The sequence below is a fragment of the Halobellus salinus genome (genome assembly GCF_014646875.1).
In the GTDB taxonomy this organism is placed as follows: Archaea; Halobacteriota; Halobacteria; order Halobacteriales; family Haloferacaceae; genus Haloquadratum; species Haloquadratum salinum.
In genome coordinates this window covers 150,910-172,476 of sequence record NZ_BMOC01000003.1, presented here as the reverse complement: position 1 = coordinate 172,476, position 21,567 = coordinate 150,910, and the positions used below count along the sequence as shown (strand labels likewise).

Here is a 21,567-nt window from a genome sequence, read left to right as displayed (position 1 = left end):
TAGTATACTGGGTTATGTTTTAATGAATGCCGATTCACCCTCTCACCGAAAGGCGCAACTGGACAAGGCCGAACGCGAACATCTCGAAGACGTCGTCGAAGACCTCCGCGAGCGTGTCGAGGACAACGTCCGGTTCCAACTGACACAAAAGGGTCTCGATGACGAGCCGGAGGAGTCCGAATCGCTGGACGAGGATACGGAGCTCGTCGACGCGATCGAACTCGAAGCCGTCGACGGAACCACCTGGGACGAGGCGTTCGAGCAGTACGTCACGGGTGTTGGGTACACCATCGTCAACCGTCTTGCAGCGCTGCGGTGTATGGAAATCCGGGAGTTCATAGACGAGGAGGTTACCGTATTCAAGCAGAACGGCCTAACGCCAGCCGCCGAGACCTTGGTCCACGAGGAGTTCCTCCTGGAAGACGAAGCGATTCTGGAGGCGTATCACAGCGCCTGTGACGATCTCGCTGAGGAAATCGAGATACTGTTCGATCGTTCCTCGGCGTACAGTCTGATTGACCCGGACAATGATACCTACGAAGAGCTTTGCAGAAAACTCGCTGAGGTCCCTGACAGCGTATGGCGGGCTGACGACGTTCTTGGGTGGGTCTACGAATACTATAACACACCGCGCTTAGAGGAGGTGCAACGGAAGGCACGAGAAGGACGGTTAGACATTGAGGATGTTCCGGCTGCTAATCAGTTTTACACCCCGCATTGGGTAGTTCGAAGCCTCACAGATAACAGCCTCGGGAAACTGTATCTTGAATCTACGAATCAACTTGACAGTACGATTGAGGAGCAGTCCTCATTAACACCTTCAGAGCGGATTAATCGGGACGTTTCATCTGAAAACGCGACAGACATCGCAGACCTCTGTACTTATCTAGTTGAGGAAGGAGACCATATGTCGAGTACTGATTTCACTCACCCCTCTGAAATACGGGTCATCGATCCAGCCTGTGGTAGTGGGCATTTCCTTCTTTATGCATTTGATGTTTTAGAACGTATTTGGTGGAACGAATGTTCGGAAATACCTCGTGAAGAGGTTCCCAAGAAAATTCTTCAGAATAATATCTATGGAGTGGATATCGACCTCAGAGCGTGCCAGATCGCGGCACTCAGTCTGTATCTCAAAGCCAGGGAACGTTCTGAACAAGAGGGGGAACACGGTTTTGAACTTCCAGAAGTCGGCATCGTGTGTGCCGATGCACGTGTGGCAGATTCCGAAAACGCGGTAGATATTTTCAGCCAAGTTGCAGGAGAAAATCAAGAACTCCAAGACTCACTTGAGGACCTCCTTACTCAGTTTGAAGATATTCAGGGGCTCGGAAGCCTTCTTAAGATCCGGGACTCCATCTCAGAAGAATTCCTAGATCGCCAGGCGAAACTTACGGAATCTTGGGGTAGCGCGCGGAGTTTAAGTGCATTTCTTGATGAACTACACGACGCTATCTCAGAGCAACGGGACAATGAGTCCTTCTTGGCACAAGACCTGAAGAGTTTCCTCAGGCTGCTTCAAGTGCTTTCACAGGACTACGATGTGGCTCTTATGAACCCGCCCTATGGCGCAAAAAAGCGTATGCCTGAGGAAGTCTCTGATTACGTCGAAGAGCACTACGAATACGGGCCAGAATACTATATAAACTTCTTCGAAGTTTGTGAATCCGTGTTGAAGAAAGGCGGTCGAATTGGTATGATCGTCCCACGGACGTTTATGTTCAAAAGTAGCTTCCAAGATTTCCGTGAAGATTTCATCGGCTCTGAAGGCTCATTTGACTTCTTGGCAGAGTACGGAAACGATGTTCTGGATAATGCGACAGTTCGAACTGCGGGCACTGTCGTCAGGGTTGACACACAGACGAACAAAGAGTCATCAGGCACATTCTTCCGCCTCCATGATGTGGATACCTATGATAAGCAAGAAACTTTTGTTGAAGCTGCCTTCGGTGAGCAGTCAGGAGATATTCCTCGAAAATACGTCCGGCCCATTTCCGAATTTGACCTGATACCGGGGTCACCTCTTTCCTACTGGACTTCAAATGATCTCAGGGCACTATACGACTCAGAGACAGTATTTGATGACGAGAATGGAAGCCTAGAGAAGCGCAAAGGGCTAGGCTCTGCAAAGCAAGGCCTTAGCACCGCAGACAACGCAAGATTCGTTCGGAAATTCTGGGAAGGAACTAGTGATTATTGGACCCCATTCGCGAAGGGGGGGAAGGACGCTTGGATCCTACCCAATCTTAATCTTGTTCTCGGTTGGGGGAAGAATGGGGAGGAATTGAAGCGGTTCGAAGGATCTTACATAAGGAACGAAGACGCGTATTTCAAAGAAGCTCTGACTTGGACGTATATGAAAGCCGGCGGGCGTCGTTTCGGCTATCTCCACCCAGATTCTGTATTTGGCCGCGCAGGGTGCGTTTTTGTCCCAGACCGTGACGTGTGGGATATACTATCGTACGCTAATAGTAGTCTGACGACATATCTAATGATTTGTCAGACTCCGGACCGTCAATGGGAGGTCGGGTACGTCTCTAGACTTCCGTGGCGTGAGGACATTATCAACCAGAGTGATCTAGATGTTCAAGCTAAAGAGATTGCAGGAATCCTGCTTGCTCTTAGAAGCGATGATATTACATCCCCCCATTATACTGGACCAGCCCTCCTGAAGCAAGTTGAGGACGGTGAACCTGATGCTCTCTTTGACCATCCTCATAGAACGGTACTTGACGAGCTTCCAATACCCAAGAACGACCAGAAGCTGAGCCCAACTGCCAGTATCAGTGAACTCTCCACCGCCACAGATAAACGAAAGGAGAAGCTCCAGGGGCGGCTACAAGAAAAAGCAGATTATATTGACGAATACGTCTTTGACCTCTTTGAAGTGGATGAGGAAGGACGAGAAGAGGTCTACCGCGAAATAGCACTTCGTACTAACGAGGACCCACGACAGACGGAAGAATACGATCCTGAATCAGTCACCGAAACGAGGGAAAATACAGTCAAGTATGTGAAGGATTTGCTCGTACATCTCACTCACCGAATTATTCAGGAAGACCCAGATGGGATTGTTGAAGTCCCAACCGAAGTTCAGTCGTCGCGAGAAACCCTACAGGAGGACATCGTATCAAAGTTTGAGTCGATATTTGCGGAGGAGTACGAGAGTCGTCTCGCAGAAATAGACAGTCTATTGGGGAATAAAGAACGTGCTGAAGAGGCGTACCCCAATCTCCGGGATTGGCTTCAGCAGGGTCTCTTCGAATACCTCACCCAACAGTTTGAGAACAGACCGGTACTATGGAAGCTGACCACGAAGAACCTCGTTCCTGATCCGGAGGGAGAGGGTTTCTCCTGTCTTCTCAATTATCATCAATTCGACACAGGTACATTTGATCGACTAGAAAGTCAGTATCTCGAACCGCGTAAAGCCGAGCTCCGAGAACGTCGGAATGCTGCGGAGAGAAGGCGTTCAGATGACTCTCTATCTGCTAGTGAACGGGCAAAAGCAACGGAAAGATTCGAGCAATGTAAGAGCGGACTGCAACAAATTGAGCAGTTCCAAGACGCAATTCAAAACCTGATTAAAGAGAGCCCGCGAGATTGGGGTGAAGAAGACCGCGAGACCGCGAAAGCTCTCGAAGACAGTGTTGAGCAATTTCGTGAGATCACTGAAGAAAAGATCCGGTGTTACGAACGGTTGATGGAAATAAAGGATGAGAGTGAGTTGGAAGATACCTTCAGCGCCTCCTTTGTAGAAACCCTTCGAGAGAACAAAGAGGAGTGGATTAGTGCTATAGAGGATCTTGAATATGCTGCAGAAAGCCACGCCACGAGCGCGAATGAACCCGTTGAGGCACACCTGTACGATTTACTCACCTACTTCGGTGATGAGCTGAAGGGGTCTGTATGGCCGACCAGTACCGGAATATTATCCATCGGCTACTATCCAAAAAAACAGGCGGACGACCTCCTAAACGAGAACGGACAGCCGAAAGAGTCACTAATCGACGAAGAAGCGAAGCTCTTGGCCCAGATTGCATCTGAGTTTGAACAGTACGAAACGCTAGCAGACGAGATTGAATCTAAGTGTGACGACCTCGCGAGCAGGATTCCGTCCGAGTGGGAAGAACGAGCACTTTCAGAAATTACAACCGCCGGCTACCACCCGAACCACAAACACGGCGTCGAGATCAACATCACACCGCTCGCCGACGCCGAGATCGTCCCGAAGACCGTCGACGACGACGTCCTGTAACGATGCCCGCGACGAAAACCCTCCCACAGTGCGCTGAAGACGCCATCCAGACTGCCATCGATGACGCTGCCGACGAGGATCCAGTCATCCTCTGGTGGGATGACGGCGGCTACCTCCGGGACATCGTCAAGCACGCGAGCACCAAACTCCGTTGCGAATTCCGTGCCGCCGAGCAGACGCCGCTGGAACTCCGTGCCGACGCCCCACGCGACCGGACCGTCTGGTACGTTCCCCAGTCCAGCAGCGACGACGTGGACTGGTTCAAAGACGTCGAACACACTGGCGAAGTCGTCGAACAACACATCGGCAAGCTCGCGGCGCGCTGCTTCGAGAACGACCGTCTCCAGGCAGCGACGATCCGCACCGCCTACGAGGATGCCGAGAATCGTGAGAAAGTCGCCCAGACGCTCTACGAGGAACTCAACGGCGAGGGAGGCCTGCCGTCGCTCCAGGGCCTCCAGACGAAGATCGTACTCGACGGCCAGGACGACCCCGTGCAGTTCGTTCTTGAGCACGGCACGCGGAACCTCCCGGACGGCGACGAGCTGCTGAAGATCCGCGACTTACTGGTCGACAACGGTGTCACGGCCGCCGAAGGCCAGTCCGACGCCCGCACCATCGTCGACCGAACGCGCCGCTGGGCGGTTGCCGAGTGGCTCGTCGACGAAGGACTGGACAAGTCGCGTCTCCCGAACGAGTACCAGCCCGAACCCAATACAGGATTCGGAATCTCCAGACCCGAGCTTCGCTCGGTGCTGAGCAAGACCGCACAGAAGCGCGAACTGGCGGACGTATACCTCGATCCGAACCGGCGGTTCTGGCACGACGTCCTTCGGACCTACGACGAGCCGTGGAAGCTCGTCGACTGTCCAGTTGATGCCGCACTCGAACACCGGCTCTGGGACGAGTGGACCCAGTCGTTCAACAGCGGCGAGTACGAGGAGTGTGTCACCAACGCGAGACAGCGTCACGATCGGCTGGAATCGACCTACGGCACTGTTCCGTGGACGAATGTCTGGGAACAGGCCATCGATGTGGCCACGCTCGCGGACGAACTCGCGACCTGGGACGAACGCGGCGACACCAGTGACGTCGTCGACCTCTACGGCGACATCGACGGGGGAACCTGGCAGATCGACAACGCCGTTTTCAACCTCATCGTCTCCGGCGAACCGGAGACCGGACTCCCCGAGGAGCACCCGGCGACGGCGACGCTCGATGATCTTCGGTCCTCGCTGACTGAATCGCGGTACCTCGAATATCTCACTGATCTCGGCGATCTCGTCGTCGACCAGATCGACGCAGGCTCACCCTTCGTCGGCGAGAACCACGCCCACCAGTTCTTCGCCGAGGAGCAGGAGCACCTTCAGAGTGGGCAGAGCGTTGCCCTGTTCATCATCGACGCGTTACGCTTCGACCTCGCCCACGAACTCGCCGACTCGATTCGTCGCGAGCTTCCCCGACTCGAAGTCGATGAGAGCACGTGGGTCGGCACGCTGCCCTCCGACACCGAGTTCGGGAAGGCCGCGCTCACGCCCGGCAGCAAGTTCAGTTTCAACATCGAACTCCAGGACGGGGAACTGGTCCCCGAGCGCAACGACCGAAAGATCACGACCCACCGCCGCCAGACACTCCTCGAGAACGACGGCTGGAGCTACATTATGCAGGACGCTGGAGACGAGGTGGGCTGGAGTAACACCCGCGTCGCCTACTACTGGAATGACATCGATGAGACCGGCGAGAAGGAGTTGACGAACTTCGAGGAGGTGTTCAGCGACCGAATCGAGTCGATTTCGCGCATCATCTGCGAAAAGCTGGACAAAGGTGAGTGGGATCGGGCATACATCCTCTCGGACCACGGCTTCGTCTCACTGCCGACACACGTCGACATCGACGACCTCTACCCGCCGGACAACGCCGAACAGGTGACCCGACGCTGGGTTGCCGGCGCAGATCTCGATGACGACGGACCGGGCGTCATACTTGACGAGGATACCCACCTGGGCTATCTCGACGACCACGCCAGGGTTCGTGTCCTTGCGGATCCGATCCAGCGGTTCCGAAACCAGGGTCTCCCTGACGCGCGGTTCTACCACGGCGGCGTTCTTCCCCAAGAGTTCGTCCTGAACTTCGTCACTATCACGCAGGAATAACCACCTATGAACGACCTCGCACCCGGAGACACGATTCTGCTCAACGGCAACCCTGCTGAGGTCATCAAGACGTACTCCGTCGGCGACCTCGAATATCTGCGGGCCTACGTTGAGGACGTCGGCGTCAAGACCGTCTGTATCGACGACGTAGAGATCGAGCGGGAGCAGGATCAATTCGGTGCGCTTGACCCCGCGACAGCGACCCAACTCCATCCTGACCACGAATCCGTCTCTGCAGAGTGGTTCGACCTCCGTTCGCAGGCGCTCCAGCTCCAGATTGCCCACGAGCAGGGGCAACTCCTCTCCATCTCGAACTCGCTGGTCCGCCTCGAACCGTACCAACTCGCCTGCGTCAACTGGGTGATGCAGAAGCTTCGACAGCGAGCACTCATCGCCGACGACGTCGGGCTCGGGAAAACCATCGAGGCGGGGCTCATCCTCAAGGAACTCACAGCACGCAACCGCGCTGACCGCGTCCTGTTTGTCGTCCCCGCACACCTCCAAAAGAAGTGGATTCGCGATATGGACCGCTTCTTCGACATCGGCCTCACACCAGCGGATCGACAGTGGGTCGAAGGCGAACGCCGCCGTCTCGGCGAGGAGGCGAATATCTGGAACCAGGATCACCAACGGCTGGTCACGAGTATGGCGTTCCTCCGTCAGGAAGAATTCCGCGGGGAACTCGACGACGCCTTCTGGGACGTCGCGGTCGTCGACGAGGCACACAAGGCAGCCAAGCGAGGCGAGTCTCCGAGCAAGACGTCGAAGATGGTCGAGCGCGTCGCCGACAACTCCGACTCCCTACTTCTTTTGAGTGCGACGCCGCACGACGGCAAGGGCGAGGCGTTCCGCTCGCTGATTGAGTACATCGATCCGTTCCTCGTCGCTGAGGACCAAGACCTCTCCAAAGAGGCGGTCGATCGCGTGATGATGCGCCGTGGGAAGCAAACCATCTATGACGATGACGGCGAGCGCATCTTCCCGAACCGAGATGTCGGGACGATCCCGGTCGAGATGACCCACGAGGAGCGTCAATTCTATCGTGCGGTCACGGACTACGTCAAGCACGTCTACAACCGCTCTGAGCAGCTCAACGAGCCTGCTGTGGGATTTGCGATGGCGCTAATGCAGAAACGCCTCGTCAGCAGCATCGGAGCGATAAAGGCGACGCTCAGCCGTCGCCTCGGGAATCTCGTGGATCAACAGTCGTCGTCGACATCCCTCTCCGAGGAGGCCGCAGCATATCTTGAGGGGGAGGACCTCGACGAGCAGGACCAGCAGAAGGCCGAGGAAGAACTCGCAGGGCTGACCATCACCGAGAGCGACGCACAACTCGAAGAAGAGATAGAGACGCTCCGAGACCTCGTCTCGCTCGCAGAGGGTATCCCTGTCGACTCGAAGGCCCAGAAAGTCCGACGGTATATCCAGCAACTGCTCGAGGAACAGCCTAACGAGAAGGTGTTGCTGTTCACGGAGTACCGCGATACGCTCGATTACATCCTCGAACTCGTGAAAGACGAGCCGTGGGCTGACGAAATCCTCGTCATCCACGGGGGCGTCGACAAGGAAGACCGTGCTCGCATCGAAGATGAGTTCAACCACGGCCAGTCCCGCCTGCTCTTCGCGACTGACGCAGCTAGCGAAGGGATCGACCTCCAGCATAGCTGCCATATTATGGTCAATTACGAACTGCCGTGGAACCCAAACCGCCTCGAACAGCGCATCGGTCGTCTCCACCGATACGGGCAGGACAAGGAGGTCAAAGTCTGGAACTTCTCGTTCGAGGACACTCGCGAGAGCGAGGTGTTCGAGATGCTCCAAGAGAAGGTTGAGAGCATCCGCGGCCAACTGGGTAGCACTGCCGACGTGCTGGGGATGCTTGACGACATCAACGTCGACTCGCTCATTATGGAGTCCATCCGGAACGACGAGCCAGCGAGTGCGACCAAGGAGGAGCTCGAAGAGCTCATCGACGAGCGCCAGCGCACGCTTCAGGAGTGGTACGAACGAAGCCTCGTCGACACGAGCACGTTCGACGAGGAAAGCCGTCGAAAGATCCAGGAGGTGATGGACCAGTCAGAGGATGTCTATGGAAGTGAAGCCGACATTCGACAGTTCTTCGAGCTAGGGATCTCCGCACTCGGAGGAAACGTCGAAACGGCTGGAAACAACCTCTTCCGTGCAGAACTCCCCGATTCCCTTCAACGCTCGCGTGATGGTGAGCCATACGGACCATTCACGTTCAATCGTGAGTTCGCGATGAACCACGACGGAATCGAGTACATCTCTCCGGACGCAGAACTCGTCCAGGAACTGATGCAGCAAGTGCTCGGCAGTGAGCAAGGTACCGTCGGGCTCAAGTTGCTCCCATTTGTGGATGAGCCGGGCATCACCTACAACTACCGCATCAGATTCGAGGATGGGGCGAGTGAGGTGATTCGTGAGGAAATAATGCCTGTTTTCGTCGATGCGGCGCATCGTGATCCCCAGCAGCGCCTTGGCCAACGAATCATCGAGGGAGACACGATCAAGGGCTCTCCGAATGAGGACCGTGTACGCTCGCTCCTTGACCACCAGAGCGAGATGCGCTCGTCTGCCGACCGATACGTGAGTCAACGTGTCGAATCACGACGCGACAAACTCCAAGAGCGCCGTAGAGAGGAAACGCAGCAAGAGCTTGATGATCTTGAGGCATACGCGGAAGCCGAACGGGAGCGGATCGAGTCGTTCATCGCAGACTACGAGCGGAAAGCCGAAGCGGGCTCGAATATGGATATCGCGATCCGGAAGCAGCGCGATCGGCTGTCGAAGTTGGAGGAGCGGATCGAGAAACGTCAAGATGAACTACAGCGGAAAGCGCAGGTGATTTCGCTGGCGCCAGAAGTCGAGAATATTTGCCTTGCCCTCCCGATATAGCAAGGCGCGCCGAGTCAAGCGCGCCGACCAACCCCGGTTTCTGCTGGACATCTGCCGAGTGAAGCGAGGCAGTGGTTCACTCAGGTGGCTCCTTAGCCACACCCCTAACGGAGAAGTCGGCACCCCCTGTAGAATTCACGATTCTCTTCAGACGCGGCTGGAGAAAAATAGGGAAATCTCCACGCGAATTGCTGCTAATCACACCCGAAAACAAGCAACAAGACCCGCTAAAATCAGTTGCCGACAGTGATGCCTCTCACGAGTCGCTGCGTTAGCCGGGGGTCCCGAGCGCGTCAGCGAAGCGTTCTGGTGCGTATCTCTTCCCGTCGATGGTCGTGACAGCCGGGGCAAACTCGAAGGCAAACTGACGAAGTGGCTCGCCGCTCACTTTGGACCACTGTACTGCCCCCTCACGAAGCAGCCGTCGAGCCTCTTTCAGATTCGCCGGCTGGAAGCCGATACCGAGATCGTCGGATCCGCGTTATCGCTCCGGTCGATTTTCCGCCGTGCCGATCGAGCCAGCGATTCCACGGATTATCCTCTCCGCCGTGTGCTTCCGCCCGGGTGAGGCTGTCGAGTGCGCTCTCCCAGCCGGACTGGATGCCCTCCGATACCGAATTGATGTACCCCGTCAGCTCTTGAGCGATGTACTTCGACCCGACCTGAACCTCTCTGTAGGAATAATCAACGACCGGAGAGAGACGTTTCAACGCCCGGTAGACGTGGCGCCAGACGTTTCGGCACTCGATCTGAGATGATCGGCCTCGGATTGTTCGACAGATGATTGGACCGAGTCCGTCTCGTCATCAGTGAGGGGTTCAGCCGCGTCGAGCCGACCGAACGCGTCATCGGGGTCGGTCACGCAGCCGCACCCCCCGAGCTACGGACGGCTCTCTCCGGGATTACACCGTTATGAGAAGTAGTCCCACCAGGATATGAAGGAAGTGCAGCAAGCTTAGACCAGGATACGCCATCCCGCGCTATATTGAACGTCTTACGGGCATCTGAACCGAGAAGGGGATGCCGCCTCCCGGATTTGAACCGGGGACAGCTCGATCTTCAGTCGAGTGCTCTCCCAGTCTGAGCTAAGGCGGCGCGCATTCCGATCGATGCCGAGTATATAAAAAAGCGTTTCGATAGCCGGGGAGAACGCCGGCCGAACCGGGGTGTCCTACTCGGGCGCTACTCGATTCATTCCGGAAGTGACCGATCTCACCCCGCCTGCTCAGACCACGAGCAATCGTCCTTCGGTCCCCGGACGCTCGTCACAGAACTGGGGACTCGGGCGGGTTCGAACCTGATGAAGACGGTCCAGGCTGCTCACTGCGTTGCGCTGCCGGGCTGCGACTTCCAGGGTTCGACCCGCCCTCGGAACATCGAACACGACTCGCTTCGCTCGTCGTTCGAGTGGGCTCGGGCGGGTTCGAACCGCCGACCTCTTCCTTGTAAGGGAAGCGTCATTACCACTAGACCACGAGCCCGCACCTCCAGCCAGTCCACACACGGGTATAACGGTTTCCAATCGGCGGAATCCTTTCTACCCACACACCCGAATCGTGGCGTATGATCGACCGGAATCGACTCGCCACCGTCGCGTTCGTCGTCGTCGCCGTGCTCGCAGTCGGCGCCGTCGCGGTCGCGACGAACCCGGGGCTCCTCCCGACCGGCGAGTACGACCGGACGGCCGTCACCGCCGTCGACGGAGAGACCGACGAGGACCTCGCGACCGTGCAGGTCAGGGTCGCGGACACCCAGGGGAAGCGCTACACCGGACTCAGCGACACCGACTCGCTCGGCGAGAACGAGGGGATGCTGTTCGTCCACGACGCCGAGGGCGAGTACGCCTACGTGATGCGGGAGATGGCGTTCCCCCTCGACATCGTGTTCGTCGACGCCGAGGGGACAGTCACCCGGATCCACCACGCCGAACTCCCCGACGAGGGCACGAGCGGCGACGATCTCACCCGCTACCCCGGCCGCGGGAAATACGTCCTCGAGGTCCCTTACGGCTACACCGACGACCGCGGCATCGAGGTCGGCGACCGCCTCCGGATCCCGGGGCCGTGGGGGCCGACGGCGGCGTGAGCGGGGACCGAAACACCGAGAGGGTCGGGCGACCAACGCGACCGTATGACTGACCGGACAGCCGACCTCGACGCGCTCGACGGCTGGCACGCCGAGGGGTACGCCGCGCGCGTCCACTACCGTGGCGCCGACGACCACTACAGCATCGAGTTCTACGACCTCTCCGAGTGCGTCCTCTACTGGAAGGTAAAGGGCGACGGCGAGACCGCAGTCCCCGTGGGGCGCGAGACGGTCCCCGACCCGCTCCGGGAGCGCATCCGAAACGACCTCGAAACCGCCGGGATCGACCCGGAGGTCGAGCGTCGCTCGCTGTGAACGGCGCCGGGCGTCGGGCGTCGGGCGTCGGGCGTCGGAAGCCCCGACTGTGGAACCCTTTAGTAGCGACAGACCCAACAGGCGGTGAATGGTCAGCCCCGCCGACGAGGACGACCCGTTCGAGGAACAACGCGAACGGGCGGAGAACCCGATGCGCCGGCTTTTCGACGAGTACGGCCGGGAGAACGCCGTTGCGTTCGTGGTCGGAATCGTCTCCAGCGTCGTCGCCCGCGCGCTGGATCTCCTTCCCCCAGTTCTGCTCGCGGTCGCGGTCGACTCGATCTTCTTCGATGAGCGCCCGTTCTCACTGTGGCTCGTGCCCGACGCGCGGCTGCCGACGACGCAGGTCGAACAGCTGTACGTCGCCACCGGGCTGATCGCGCTGTCGTTTGTCGGCGGTGCGGCGTTCCACTGGACCCGAAACTGGGGGTGGAACTCCTTCGCCCAGCACATCCAACATGCCGTCCGGACCGACACCTACGACAGGATGCAGCGGCTGAACATGGACTTCTTCGCCGACAAGCAGACCGGCGAGATGATGTCGATCCTCTCGAACGACGTCAACCGCTTGGAGCGCTTCCTCAACGACGGTATGAACTCCGCGTTCCGGCTGGGCGTGATGGTGATCGGGATCGCGGCCATTCTCCTCTATTGGAACTGGCAACTCGCAGTCGTGACCCTCACCGTGGTCCCGGTGATCGGCTACTTCACCTACCGGTTCGTGCAAACGATCCAGCCGAAGTACGCCGATGTCCGGTCGTCGGTCGGCCGGCTCAACTCCCGGCTGGAGAACAACCTCGGTGGGATCCAAGTGATCAAATCCTCCAACACCGAGACCTACGAGTCCGACCGCGTCGACGACGTGTCCGACGAGTACTTCTCGGCCAACTGGGACGCGATCGGCACACGGATCAAGTTCTTCCCCGGGCTCCGACTCCTGTCGGGGATCGGGTTCATCCTCACGTTCGTCCTCGGCGGCGTGTGGGTGCTGACGTACCAGCAGACCGGTTCGGCGCCGCTGTTTTTCTCCGGGGGGCTCTCCCCCGGGGAGTTCGTCGGCTTTATTCTGTTCACCCAGCGGTTCATCTGGCCGATGGCGCAGTTCGGCCAGATCATCAACATGTACCAGCGCGCGTACGCCTCCGCCGCCCGCATTTTCGGACTGATGGACGAACCCGCCCGGATCATCGAGGACCCCGACGCCGACGAGCTCGTGGTCGACGACGGCCGGGTCGTCTACGATGACGTGACGTTCGGCTACGACGACGAGACAATCGTCGAGGACATCTCATTCACCGTCGACGGCGGCGACACCCTCGCGCTGGTCGGCCCCACTGGCGCCGGCAAGTCGACTGTCCTCAAACTCCTGCTCCGGATGTACGACGTCGACGAGGGATCGATCGAGATCGACGGCACCGACCTCCGGGACGTCACCATCCCCAGCCTCCGGCGGTCGATCGGCTACGTCAGCCAGGACACGTTCATGTTCTACGGCACGGTCGCCGAGAACATCCGGTACGGCACGTTCGGCGCGAGCCACGACGACGTGGTTGACGCCGCGAAGGCCGCCGAGGCCCACGAGTTCATCCAGAACCTCCCAGAGGGGTACGACACCGAGATCGGCGAGCGCGGCGTGAAGCTCTCCGGCGGCCAGCGCCAGCGGCTCTCCATCGCGCGGGCGGTGCTCCGCGACCCCGAGATCCTGGTGCTCGACGAGGCCACCTCCGACGTCGACACCGAAACGGAGATGCTGATCCAGCGGTCGCTCGACCGCCTCACGGCGGATCGGACCACCTTCTCGATCGCCCACCGGCTCTCGACGATCAAAGACGCCGACGAGATCGTCGTCCTGGAGGACGGCCGGATCGCCGAGCGCGGCGCCCACGAGGAACTCCTCGGAAACAACGACCTCTACGCCCACCTCTGGGGCGTACAAGCGGGCGAAATCGACGAACTCCCCGACGAGTTCGTCGAGCGCGCCAGCCGCCGGGCCTCGCGGGCACCCATCGAGGGTGACGCCGACGACTGATTCCGATCCTCACCCAGGATCGCTGAGTGACGGGACATCCCGGCATCTATCCGAACCGTTTAGTCGGAAAAAGACAAATAATCGGCTGATGTCGGAACAAACGTTGTACGACCGGCTCGGCGGCCACGACGGGATCCGGGCGGTCGTTGACGACTTCTACGACCGGCTCGTCGCCGACGAGGAGATCGGGCCGTTCTTCGAGGGGTCGGACATGGAGTTGCTCCGGCGGACCCAGACCGACTTCCTGTGTGAGGCGGCCGGCGGGCCCGAGACGTACGACGCCGCACCCATCCGCGAGGCCCACCTCCACGTCCCGTTCACGCCCGAACACATCCAGCAGGCGGTCGAGCTGCTGGAGGAGAGCCTCGACGCGTTCGACGTGCCCGAGGAGGACGCCCAGAAAGTGGTGAACGCGGTCGCGGCCTACGAGGCGGACCTGCTGGCCGACCCCGACGACACAGAGTAAACTACCCCACCCTACTCCCTCGGCGCATACGCGCCTCGGTCCTTGAGGCCGGAGGCTCCACCTCCAAAACGCTGAACCGACGGCCGCCTGTCGACGTCACCCCAACTCGGCCCGCAGCGCGTCGTTCATCGCCTCGACCGGCGCGTCGCGGCCGGTCCAGATCTCGAACGCCGCCGCACCCTGGAACAGCAGCATCCACGCGCCGTCGACCGTGGTTGCGCCCGCCGCCTCGGCCTCCCGGAGGAGCCGCGTCTCGATCGGGGTGTACACCGCGTCCAACACGGCGAGATCGCTGTGGAGATACTCGGCCGGCACCGGCGTCTCGTCGCCGTCGGGCTCCATCCCGACGCTCGTCGCGTTGACCAGGAGGTCCGCGTCGGCGACCCGTCCGAGGGTGTCGAGGCCGCCCGCCGTCGCGCCGGGAACGTCGGCCGCCAGCGACTCGGCACGCTCGACGGTCCGGTTGGCGATGTGGACCGCGGCGCCGGCGTCGGCCAGCGCGAACGCGACCGCCCGGCCCGCGCCGCCGGCGCCGACCACCACGGCGTCGCGGCCGTCGATACCGATCCCGTGGTGTGTGAACGCGCGTTCGACGCCTGCGACATCGGTGTTGTATCCGCGCGGTGGGGACGTCGAGAGATCGACGGTGTTCACCGCGCCCACACGCCGTGCGACGTCGTCGGGTTCGACTGCGTCGAACACGTCCCGCTTGAACGGAATCGTGACGTTCACCCCCGCGATCCCGAGCGTCTCGGCCGCCGCGACCGCGTCGGCGCCGTCGTTGCGGTCGGGCTCGAAGGTCACGTACCGGGCGTCCATCCCGAGCGCGTCGTACGCCGCCCCGTGCATCGGCGGCGACAGCGAGTGTTCCACTGGGTTCCCCAGGATGCCGAATACCTGCATACCTGTCCGTCCCGTTGCGGCCGAATATAACCCCTCCTTCGAGCCGCTCCGGGACACGGTGTCGGCCCGCGACCGGGGGCCCAACCGCGGCCGAACCACAAGAAATACCCCCGGCACTGACCGACCACCGCGCAATGAGTTCCCGGCTCCGGCACCCGCTCGTGGCCCTCGTCGCTACCGTCGCGGTGACGGCCCCGTGGGTCATGTCGTGGGCCACGGGCGCCGCCGACGCGCTCGGCTCGATCACGGTCGTCGGCGTCAGCGGGCTCGCGGTCCTCGGGGCGTCGTTCCTGCTGGCGTGGGGCGCCGAGACCGCCGAGAAAGACGTGCCGCGGGCCTTCGCGATCGCGGTGCTCGCGGTGCTCGCGGTCGCGCCCGAGTACGCCGTCGACGCCCTCTACGCGTGGCAGGCCGCAACCGACCCCTCCCGGGGCAACCTCGCGGTCGCGAACATGACCGGCGCCAACCGCATCCTCATCGGACTGGGGTGGTCGGGGATCGCGCTGTTTTCGGTGTATAAGACCTCCTTCGGGGGGCGCAACGATCCGAGCGTGGTCAGCCGCGCCGGCGCGCTCGACGACAAGGTGAAGCTGGATCCGGGCATCTCCACGGAGATCCTCTTTCTGCTCGTGGCGACGGTCTTTGCGTTTCTCGTCCCGCTCAACGGCGGAATCGACATCATCGACACGATCGTCTTGGTTGGGCTCTACGTCACCTATATCGCGATCATCATCCGTGGCGACGTCGACGACCACGAGGCCAACGTCGGCGTGCCGGCGTACTTCCAGGCGACGCCGAAGAGAGTACGGATCCCGGTGGTGCTTTCGCTTTTCGTCTTTTCCGGGGGTCTGATCTTCACCGCGGTGGAGCCGTTCGCCCACGGCCTAGAGAACATCGGACTGCGGTTCGGGATCCCGGAGTTCTTCATGATCCAGTGGATCGCCCCCTTGGCTTCCGAGAGTCCCGAACTCATCGTGACCGCCTACTTGGTGAACAAAGCACGGTCGACCGCGGCGTTCAACGCCTTGATCTCCTCGAAACTGAACCAGTGGACGCTGCTCGTCGGGACCCTGTCGGTTGTCTACAGCCTCTCGTTGGGCGCGTACGGTGTGCTCCCCTTCGAGTTCAAACAGGCCGCGGAGATCTGGCTCACCGCCGGCCAGAGCTTCTTCGCGATCGCGATCTTGGTGAATTTCCGGATCAGCGTCCGCGAGGCGCTGACGCTTCTCGGGTTGTTCGTCTCCCAGGTCGGCCTCGAGTTCGCGCTCATCCGGATCTACCCCGAGGCACTCGCGGAGACGTACTCGATCTACCTGCTTTTGACGTACACTGCGGTGTATATCGCCCTCGGGGCCGGGCTCTTGGCCTCCCGCCGGCGCGCGCTCCGGCACCTCGCCCGGGTCACGGCCGCGAACGTCCGCGGGACCGCGGTTCCGGAACCGCCGGAGCCGGATCCGGACCCGGACCCGGAGCCGGATCGCGCTGACTGACCGGCGACCGCCCCGCCACAGTGCCGCCGCGTATTTATTCGCCCGCCGTCGACGTGCTGGCGTGGACGACGCGCTCCGGGTCGGCATCGCGGTGTTCAACGCGGGTGACCACCGCGCCGCACACGAGGCTTGGGAAGAGGTGTGGCTGCCGCTCGACGAGGGGGCGCCGGACGAGCGACTGCTCCACGGACTGATCCAGTACACCGCCGCGGTCCACCACGCCCGCCGGCGGAACTGGAGCGGCGCAGGACGACTCGCGGGGAGTGCACGTCGGTACCTCGCCGACCTCAACGCCGACGCACGAGGGGTGAACGTCGGCGAGGTCCGGGCCTACCTCCGGCGACTGGCTGCCGACCCCGAGTTCGCCGAGCGACGGCGGCCGCTCGCGCTCCGGGTCGATAGCGACGCGATCGACCCGACTGACCTCACGTTCGAGAACGCCGCGAGTGCGGCGACGCTGCTCGCCGCGGAGTACGACGCGTTCGAGGCGTCGGTCGTGGCCGACGCGGTGCGGTACGCCCGGGCGGAACTCGACCGCGAGCGGTCCGCGACGGCGGACGCCGGACCCACCAGGCGACCGCAACGCCGCGACCCGGGGTTCGTCGGGATGGTGTTCGACTTCGCCGCCGACCGCGACCGCCGGTCGCTGGTCTACGACCGACTCCGGGCACACGTCGAACGGCGGCGGAGCACGGAACGGGACGCATCGGGACTGTTCGAGTAGGGGCCGGGGGGCGACGGTAGAGCAGTTCGAGTAGGGGCCGGGGGGCGACGGTAGAGCAGTTCGAGTAGGGGCCGGGGGGTGACGGTTGGGCGGAGTGATACTGAAAAACACTCGACACGAGACGCCCGGAGTACCGGTCAGATCGTCGGCCGGCGATCGATATAATTGGCCCCGTGTCAACCACGCTGTATGGTGAATATCCCGACCGACAGGACGGTGGCAGCGGCCGACATTCACCCGGGTGCGGACCTCGCGGGTGCGGACCTCGCGAACGCCGACCTCTCACAGACCGACCTCACCGGTGCGGTGCTCGCGGGGACCGACCTCTCGCGGTGTAACCTTTCGGGTGCCGACCTCTCGGACGCGGTTCTCTCGGGTGCAAACGTCGAGGAAGCGCTGCTCTCACACGCCGATCTCACGGGTGCCGCCCTGTCCCAGACCGACTTCACCGGCGCCGACCTCCGGTACGCGGAGCTTCCTGTCGAGGCTTCGGACGCGGTCTTCTCCGGCGCCAACCTCTCGAACGCGGTCCTGCCGCGTGACCTCTCGGGCGCCGACCTCACCGCCGCCACGCTGTCGGGAGTGGAGTTCCGGAACGTCCGCTCCGACACCGACTTCACCGGGGCTGACCTCTCGAACGCGGACCTGTCGGGTGCACGCCTCGGGGACGCGAACCTGACGCACGCCCGACTCGGTGGTGCTACCCTGTCGGGCGTCGTCGTCTCCGGGACGCTGTCGTACGCCGACCTTCCGGGTGCTGATCTCACCGACGCGACCCTGGCGAACGCCGCGATGCCCGGGACGTACCTTCCGAACGCCGACCTCTCGGAGGCGGTACTGGACAACACCGACCTCAGCGGCGCGTATCTCGTCGGCGCCGACCTCTCGAACGCCAGGCTGCGGGGGGCCGACCTCTCCGAGGCCAACCTCTCCGAGGCCACGCTGTCGGACGCCACGCTCGAGAAGGTCACAGTCGCGGATGCCACGTTCACCGGCGCCGACGTCGAATCCGCGGCGTCGTTCTCCAGACGGTAGTCCGGCGTTCGAGACCCGCTTGCCGCCGGTCAGCCGTCCGCCTCGTCGGTCTCCTCGGCGTCGTCGCCGTCGGTCTCCTCGGCGTCGCCATCATCAGTCTCCTCGGCGTCGTCGCCGTCGGTCTCCTCCGCGGACCTGTCACCATCGGTAGCGTCAGCGTTGTCGCCGTCGGCACCGCCGTTCAGGTACCCCTCGTCGTCGAGGTATCCGATCCCGCTGCCGACGACGGCACCCACGACGCCGCCGACCGGGCCGAACACGGCCGCACCGACGAGGGTCCCGATAGACGACCCCTGCACTGTCGCCGGGGCCTGCTGCCTGGCCCGTTCTTCGATCCGCTGCAGGTAGTCTGTGAGGTCACTCTCGTCGGGTGGTAGCTCCGGAAGGTCCATACATCGGCTCATACCGCCTGTCTCGTATGACTCTGTCGGCGTCCTGACGCGGGCCCCCTGAGTCGATCAGACGCTGTGTTCCTCTCGAGCAGCGACGACAGCGCGCGGCCGCGATGCGTGCGACAGGCGACCCAGCGGGGGGTCACTCGGTTTCCGAACGCGTCAACAGCGGGAACAACTCCAGGAGAGCGACGAGGCTGATCACGATGCCGGCCAGAATCACCAACGTGTCCGGGTCGGTTCGATCCATACCGACACATTAGCCCACGGCGGCAAATCGTTTGCCGTCGATCCGGCCCCAGACTGATACCGCTGCGGGGTGTAGGATATGTCGATATGACTGAACTCACAGACCGGGTCGCGGCCGACGGGGAACTTCGGTTCGCCGGGCTGATGCTCGTGGTCTCGGTGCTCGTCCTCGTCGCGATCATCCGTGACGCACGGGCCGACGCGGACTGATACTGCCCCGACCTCCCGGCCCGGTGCTGGGCTCGCCGCCACCACGGGCGCGGCCGGGATCCGACTGCGAGCGCACCGGCGCGGCCGTCGCCAGGAGCGGCCTCGCCCACCGGCGCGTGGTTTATAATCACGGCGTGACAACGACGAACCGAACTAGTATGTCCGGAAGCGCCACCGACACCGACCTTGGACCGGCCGCGTTCGCGTCGATCGGATCCGTCGCACTCGCACTGTATTTCTACTACGTTCGCGACGACAAACAGCGGGGACAGTTCGTCGGCCTGTGGCCGGCAACGATCCTCGCGTTCGCGGCGTACCTCCAGCTCGACAACATCCGAAGCCTGATGGAATCGGACGCGGAGTGACGCCCGCGCACGGGGACGTCTCCAGGCTGCGCGGCCGTTGTGTGAGTCATCCTCCGCACGTCCGTTGCGCGGCCGGTCGGGTGTGTCCCGCGAGGACGACGCCGAAACACCGCCACCACTGACTCTCGGACGGAGTGAGACCGCTTACGCGGTTCGCTCGTCGCCGTCCCACTCCGCGGAGTTGTCTTGGGGGGCGTACCCCAGCACGTCCTTCGCGCGGTCGATCGAGTAATATCTCCGATCGTTGTCGGAGATGCCGTAGACGATTTCGTAGTCGTACTCCGCGAGCAGGCAGCGCTTGAAGAGGTGTGCGCAGTCGGGGTACGACAGCCACATCGCCTGGCCGCGCTCGTAGTCGATCGGTGGGTGACCCTCAGTGAGGTTGCCGATCCGGACGTTGACAACTGAAACGCCGTGGTGGTCGTGGTAGTACCGCCCGATCGACTCGCCGGCGGCCTTGCTCACGCCGTAGAGGTTGCTCGGGCGGGGGAGTTCGGCGCCGTCGAGCCGGAACTCGTCGTCAGGACGGTACAGCTCCGGCTTCCGGGTGTCGGTCTCGTACGCGCCGACGGCGTGGTTCGAGGAGGCGAACGCGAACTTTTCGACGCCGGTCTCAACCGCCGCGGCGAACATCGTCTGTGTGCCGTCGATGTTGTTTCTGAGGACGCTGTCCCACGGCGCCTCCGGCCGCGGGTCGCCAGCGAGGTGGATCACCGCTCGACACCCCGTCATCGCCTCCCGAACCGCGTCGCCGTCGGTGATGTCGGCGGTGCACACGTCGGTGTCGTCGACTCCCTCCGGAAGCTTTCGGTCCGGGAGCGGTTCTCGGTCGAGCAGCCGCCACTCGAAGTCGGCACCGGTGTGGCGGAGGATGGCCTGCCCGACGCGCCCGCCTGCCCCAGTCAACAGCACCGGGTCGTCCATTCGGGAGAGTCTCGGGACACCGGGGGCAAGAAACGACCGGTTTGTTCCCGCTTCGCCGACGGCAGCCATTTGCGTGTCGGCAGCGAAGCCGAGGTATGCCAACCGACGCCGAACGCGCGTGTTTCGAGGCGGGAATCAAGTTTGGATCGCTCTACCACCAGTTCGCGGGCACGCCGGTGAGCCCCGACAGCGCCGAGAGCTTGGGGCGAGCCATGGAGGCGGCGATCGAGAACCAGCCCCACTGCGTCGACGTCGACGTCGCGGTCCGGACCGACCGGATCGCAGCGGAACTCGACGCCCAGTCGGCGGACTACACCGAACTCACCGGCCGGTTCATGGACGTCGGGATGCGGATCGAGCGCGCCGGCGTGACCGTCCGGACGCGGATGGAGATGGACGGCGACTACCCGACGATGCAGCTGGTTGACGTCGAACCTGACGGTTCAAACGGGTGAACGAGCCGAACTGCGGCGGTTCGTGCCCGCCGGAGTTTCACTTTCACTTTCGGGCGTGTGTTTAATCCCGTCGGTCCCGAACCCCGTGGTATGAGCGACCAGACCACGCTCGCGGACGACGATCTGTTCGGCGAGGCCGCCGCGGAGATGCGCGAGGAGGTTGCGGGACACCTCGACGACGCCCGCGCGGTGTTGCCCGACCCCGACGCGGTGTGGGACGTGGAGGCCGACAACGTCCTCGGCGTCCTCAACACCCTTCGCTCCGCGCTCGATGTCGGTGACGCCGCAGAGCACCTCCGGCAGGCGAAAAAGACCTTCATCGTGGGGCAACGCGCCGACGCGTTCGACGACCCCGACGACCTGGAGGCGAAAATCGAGGATCTCGAAAGCCTCGTGACGGCGATCGAGGACGCCGAAGACACAGTGGGCGACCTCACGGGGACGGTACCGGGAATCCGGAACCAACTGCGGGAGGCGGTCGAGGGGGACGGCGCGGCCGCAGACGCCGCCGACGACACGTCCGACGCCGAGGCGTGACGGGGATCGGCGCGGCTCCGCCGGCCCGTGTGTCCGCACTGCGGACTGATTTTTAAATACT

General features: G+C 61.9%; 17 protein-coding genes and 2 tRNA genes. 14 read left to right on the top strand and 5 right to left on the bottom strand.

Features of this window, described 5'->3' with window-relative positions; genetic code table 11:
* Window positions 1-22: 22 nt before the first annotated feature.
* From pglX to IEX72_RS04195, 3 genes are read left to right on the top strand one after another with little or no spacing between them, the layout of a single operon-like run.
* Window positions 23-4,258 (top strand): BREX-5 system adenine-specific DNA-methyltransferase PglX, encoded by a 4,236-nt coding sequence (pglX, locus tag IEX72_RS04205; RefSeq protein ID WP_188786131.1) that lies wholly within the window; start codon window positions 23-25, stop codon window positions 4,256-4,258.
* Window positions 4,259-4,260: 2 nt separating this feature from the next.
* A complete protein-coding gene (gene pglZ / locus IEX72_RS04200; protein WP_188786130.1) occupies window positions 4,261-6,411 on the top strand; it encodes a BREX-5 system phosphatase PglZ in 2,151 nt (716 codons plus the stop codon).
* Window positions 6,412-6,417: 6 nt separating this feature from the next.
* Complete coding sequence (locus IEX72_RS04195) at window positions 6,418-9,327, top strand: helicase-related protein (protein WP_188786129.1); 2,910 nt, start codon at window positions 6,418-6,420, stop codon at window positions 9,325-9,327.
* A gap of 1,021 nt (window positions 9,328-10,348) precedes the next feature.
* Here the strand turns inward: IEX72_RS04195 and IEX72_RS04190 are convergent.
* Both IEX72_RS04190 and IEX72_RS04185 read right to left on the bottom strand, forming a co-directional pair.
* Window positions 10,349-10,422, bottom strand: a tRNA-Phe gene (locus IEX72_RS04190).
* Window positions 10,423-10,735: 313 nt separating this feature from the next.
* Window positions 10,736-10,808: transfer RNA gene (locus tag IEX72_RS04185), tRNA-Val, on the bottom strand.
* Window positions 10,809-10,890: 82 nt separating this feature from the next.
* Here IEX72_RS04185 and IEX72_RS04180 point away from each other — a divergent pair.
* From IEX72_RS04180 to IEX72_RS04165, 4 genes are all read left to right on the top strand, one after another.
* The gene (locus tag IEX72_RS04180; RefSeq protein WP_188786128.1) at window positions 10,891-11,412 is read left to right on the top strand and encodes a DUF192 domain-containing protein; all 522 of its coding nucleotides are present in this window, start codon (window positions 10,891-10,893) and stop codon (window positions 11,410-11,412) included.
* Window positions 11,413-11,457: 45 nt separating this feature from the next.
* Window positions 11,458-11,727 (top strand): DUF7538 family protein, encoded by a 270-nt coding sequence (locus IEX72_RS04175; protein WP_188786127.1) that lies wholly within the window; start codon window positions 11,458-11,460, stop codon window positions 11,725-11,727.
* An 88-nt stretch (window positions 11,728-11,815) separates the two neighbouring features.
* On the top strand, window positions 11,816-13,756 hold the full coding sequence (locus IEX72_RS04170; RefSeq protein WP_188786126.1) for an ABC transporter ATP-binding protein: 1,941 nt from the start codon (window positions 11,816-11,818) through the stop codon (window positions 13,754-13,756).
* Between the two features lie 88 nt (window positions 13,757-13,844).
* Window positions 13,845-14,222, top strand: a complete 378-nt coding sequence (locus IEX72_RS04165) for a truncated hemoglobin (protein WP_188786125.1) — start codon at window positions 13,845-13,847, stop codon at window positions 14,220-14,222.
* Between the two features lie 96 nt (window positions 14,223-14,318).
* Here the strand turns inward: IEX72_RS04165 and IEX72_RS04160 are convergent, their stop codons facing one another.
* A complete protein-coding gene (locus IEX72_RS04160) occupies window positions 14,319-15,125 on the bottom strand; it encodes a shikimate dehydrogenase (protein WP_188786124.1) in 807 nt (268 codons plus the stop codon).
* A gap of 134 nt (window positions 15,126-15,259) precedes the next feature.
* Here IEX72_RS04160 and IEX72_RS04155 point away from each other — a divergent pair, with 134 nt between their 5' ends.
* The 3 genes from IEX72_RS04155 to IEX72_RS04145 all read left to right on the top strand — a co-directional run bounded on the left by IEX72_RS04155 (window position 15,260) and on the right by IEX72_RS04145 (window position 18,374).
* Window positions 15,260-16,615: a sodium:calcium antiporter gene (locus tag IEX72_RS04155; protein ID WP_188786123.1), complete on the top strand. Its 1,356-nt coding sequence runs from the start codon at window positions 15,260-15,262 to the stop codon at window positions 16,613-16,615.
* A gap of 61 nt (window positions 16,616-16,676) precedes the next feature.
* Window positions 16,677-17,339: a DUF309 domain-containing protein gene (locus tag IEX72_RS04150; protein ID WP_188786122.1), complete on the top strand. Its 663-nt coding sequence runs from the start codon at window positions 16,677-16,679 to the stop codon at window positions 17,337-17,339.
* A 189-nt stretch (window positions 17,340-17,528) separates the two neighbouring features.
* Window positions 17,529-18,374: a pentapeptide repeat-containing protein gene (locus IEX72_RS04145; RefSeq protein WP_188786121.1), complete on the top strand. Its 846-nt coding sequence runs from the start codon at window positions 17,529-17,531 to the stop codon at window positions 18,372-18,374.
* A gap of 29 nt (window positions 18,375-18,403) precedes the next feature.
* Here IEX72_RS04145 and IEX72_RS04140 read toward each other — a convergent pair whose 3' ends face one another.
* Window positions 18,404-18,766, bottom strand: coding sequence for a hypothetical protein (locus IEX72_RS04140; RefSeq protein WP_188786120.1), 363 nt, complete (start codon window positions 18,764-18,766; stop codon window positions 18,404-18,406).
* Between the two features lie 336 nt (window positions 18,767-19,102).
* On the opposite strand from IEX72_RS04140, the gene IEX72_RS15345 reads away from it, so the two are divergent.
* Both IEX72_RS15345 and IEX72_RS04135 read left to right on the top strand, forming a co-directional pair.
* Window positions 19,103-19,225: a hypothetical protein gene (locus IEX72_RS15345; protein ID WP_268238873.1), complete on the top strand. Its 123-nt coding sequence runs from the start codon at window positions 19,103-19,105 to the stop codon at window positions 19,223-19,225.
* Between the two features lie 158 nt (window positions 19,226-19,383).
* Complete coding sequence (locus IEX72_RS04135) at window positions 19,384-19,590, top strand: hypothetical protein (protein ID WP_188786119.1); 207 nt, start codon at window positions 19,384-19,386, stop codon at window positions 19,588-19,590.
* A 144-nt stretch (window positions 19,591-19,734) separates the two neighbouring features.
* Here IEX72_RS04135 and azf read toward each other — a convergent pair whose 3' ends face one another.
* Window positions 19,735-20,514: an NAD-dependent glucose-6-phosphate dehydrogenase Azf gene (gene azf / locus IEX72_RS04130; protein WP_188786118.1), complete on the bottom strand. Its 780-nt coding sequence runs from the start codon at window positions 20,512-20,514 to the stop codon at window positions 19,735-19,737.
* Between the two features lie 95 nt (window positions 20,515-20,609).
* Between azf and IEX72_RS04125 the strand changes: the two genes are divergently transcribed.
* Entirely contained in the window at window positions 20,610-20,969 is a 360-nt protein-coding gene (locus IEX72_RS04125) for a dihydroneopterin aldolase family protein (protein ID WP_188786117.1), read from the top strand.
* Between the two features lie 90 nt (window positions 20,970-21,059).
* The gene (locus tag IEX72_RS04120) at window positions 21,060-21,506 is read left to right on the top strand and encodes a DUF5790 family protein (protein WP_188786116.1); all 447 of its coding nucleotides are present in this window, start codon (window positions 21,060-21,062) and stop codon (window positions 21,504-21,506) included.
* Window positions 21,507-21,567 lie beyond the last annotated feature (61 nt).

What these genes read in the sequence shown, in the direction of transcription:
- azf (WP_188786118.1), bottom strand. Translation starts at nt 20,514, where the DNA reads ATGGACGACCCGGTGCTGTTGACTGGGGCAGGCGGGCGCGTCGGGCAG.
- IEX72_RS04120 (WP_188786116.1), top strand. Translation starts at nt 21,060, where the DNA reads ATGAGCGACCAGACCACGCTCGCGGACGACGATCTGTTCGGCGAGGCC.
- IEX72_RS15345 (WP_268238873.1), top strand. Translation starts at nt 19,103, where the DNA reads ATGACTGAACTCACAGACCGGGTCGCGGCCGACGGGGAACTTCGGTTC.
- pglZ (WP_188786130.1), top strand. Translation starts at nt 4,261, where the DNA reads ATGCCCGCGACGAAAACCCTCCCACAGTGCGCTGAAGACGCCATCCAG.
- IEX72_RS04160 (WP_188786124.1), bottom strand. Translation starts at nt 15,125, where the DNA reads ATGCAGGTATTCGGCATCCTGGGGAACCCAGTGGAACACTCGCTGTCG.
- IEX72_RS04195 (WP_188786129.1), top strand. Translation starts at nt 6,418, where the DNA reads ATGAACGACCTCGCACCCGGAGACACGATTCTGCTCAACGGCAACCCT.
- pglX (WP_188786131.1), top strand. Translation starts at nt 23, where the DNA reads ATGAATGCCGATTCACCCTCTCACCGAAAGGCGCAACTGGACAAGGCC.
- IEX72_RS04180 (WP_188786128.1), top strand. Translation starts at nt 10,891, where the DNA reads ATGATCGACCGGAATCGACTCGCCACCGTCGCGTTCGTCGTCGTCGCC.
- IEX72_RS04170 (WP_188786126.1), top strand. Translation starts at nt 11,816, where the DNA reads ATGGTCAGCCCCGCCGACGAGGACGACCCGTTCGAGGAACAACGCGAA.
- IEX72_RS04145 (WP_188786121.1), top strand. Translation starts at nt 17,529, where the DNA reads ATGGTGAATATCCCGACCGACAGGACGGTGGCAGCGGCCGACATTCAC.
- IEX72_RS04135 (WP_188786119.1), top strand. Translation starts at nt 19,384, where the DNA reads ATGTCCGGAAGCGCCACCGACACCGACCTTGGACCGGCCGCGTTCGCG.
- IEX72_RS04155 (WP_188786123.1), top strand. Translation starts at nt 15,260, where the DNA reads ATGAGTTCCCGGCTCCGGCACCCGCTCGTGGCCCTCGTCGCTACCGTC.
- IEX72_RS04125 (WP_188786117.1), top strand. Translation starts at nt 20,610, where the DNA reads ATGCCAACCGACGCCGAACGCGCGTGTTTCGAGGCGGGAATCAAGTTT.
- IEX72_RS04140 (WP_188786120.1), bottom strand. Translation starts at nt 18,766, where the DNA reads ATGGACCTTCCGGAGCTACCACCCGACGAGAGTGACCTCACAGACTAC.
- IEX72_RS04165 (WP_188786125.1), top strand. Translation starts at nt 13,845, where the DNA reads ATGTCGGAACAAACGTTGTACGACCGGCTCGGCGGCCACGACGGGATC.
- IEX72_RS04175 (WP_188786127.1), top strand. Translation starts at nt 11,458, where the DNA reads ATGACTGACCGGACAGCCGACCTCGACGCGCTCGACGGCTGGCACGCC.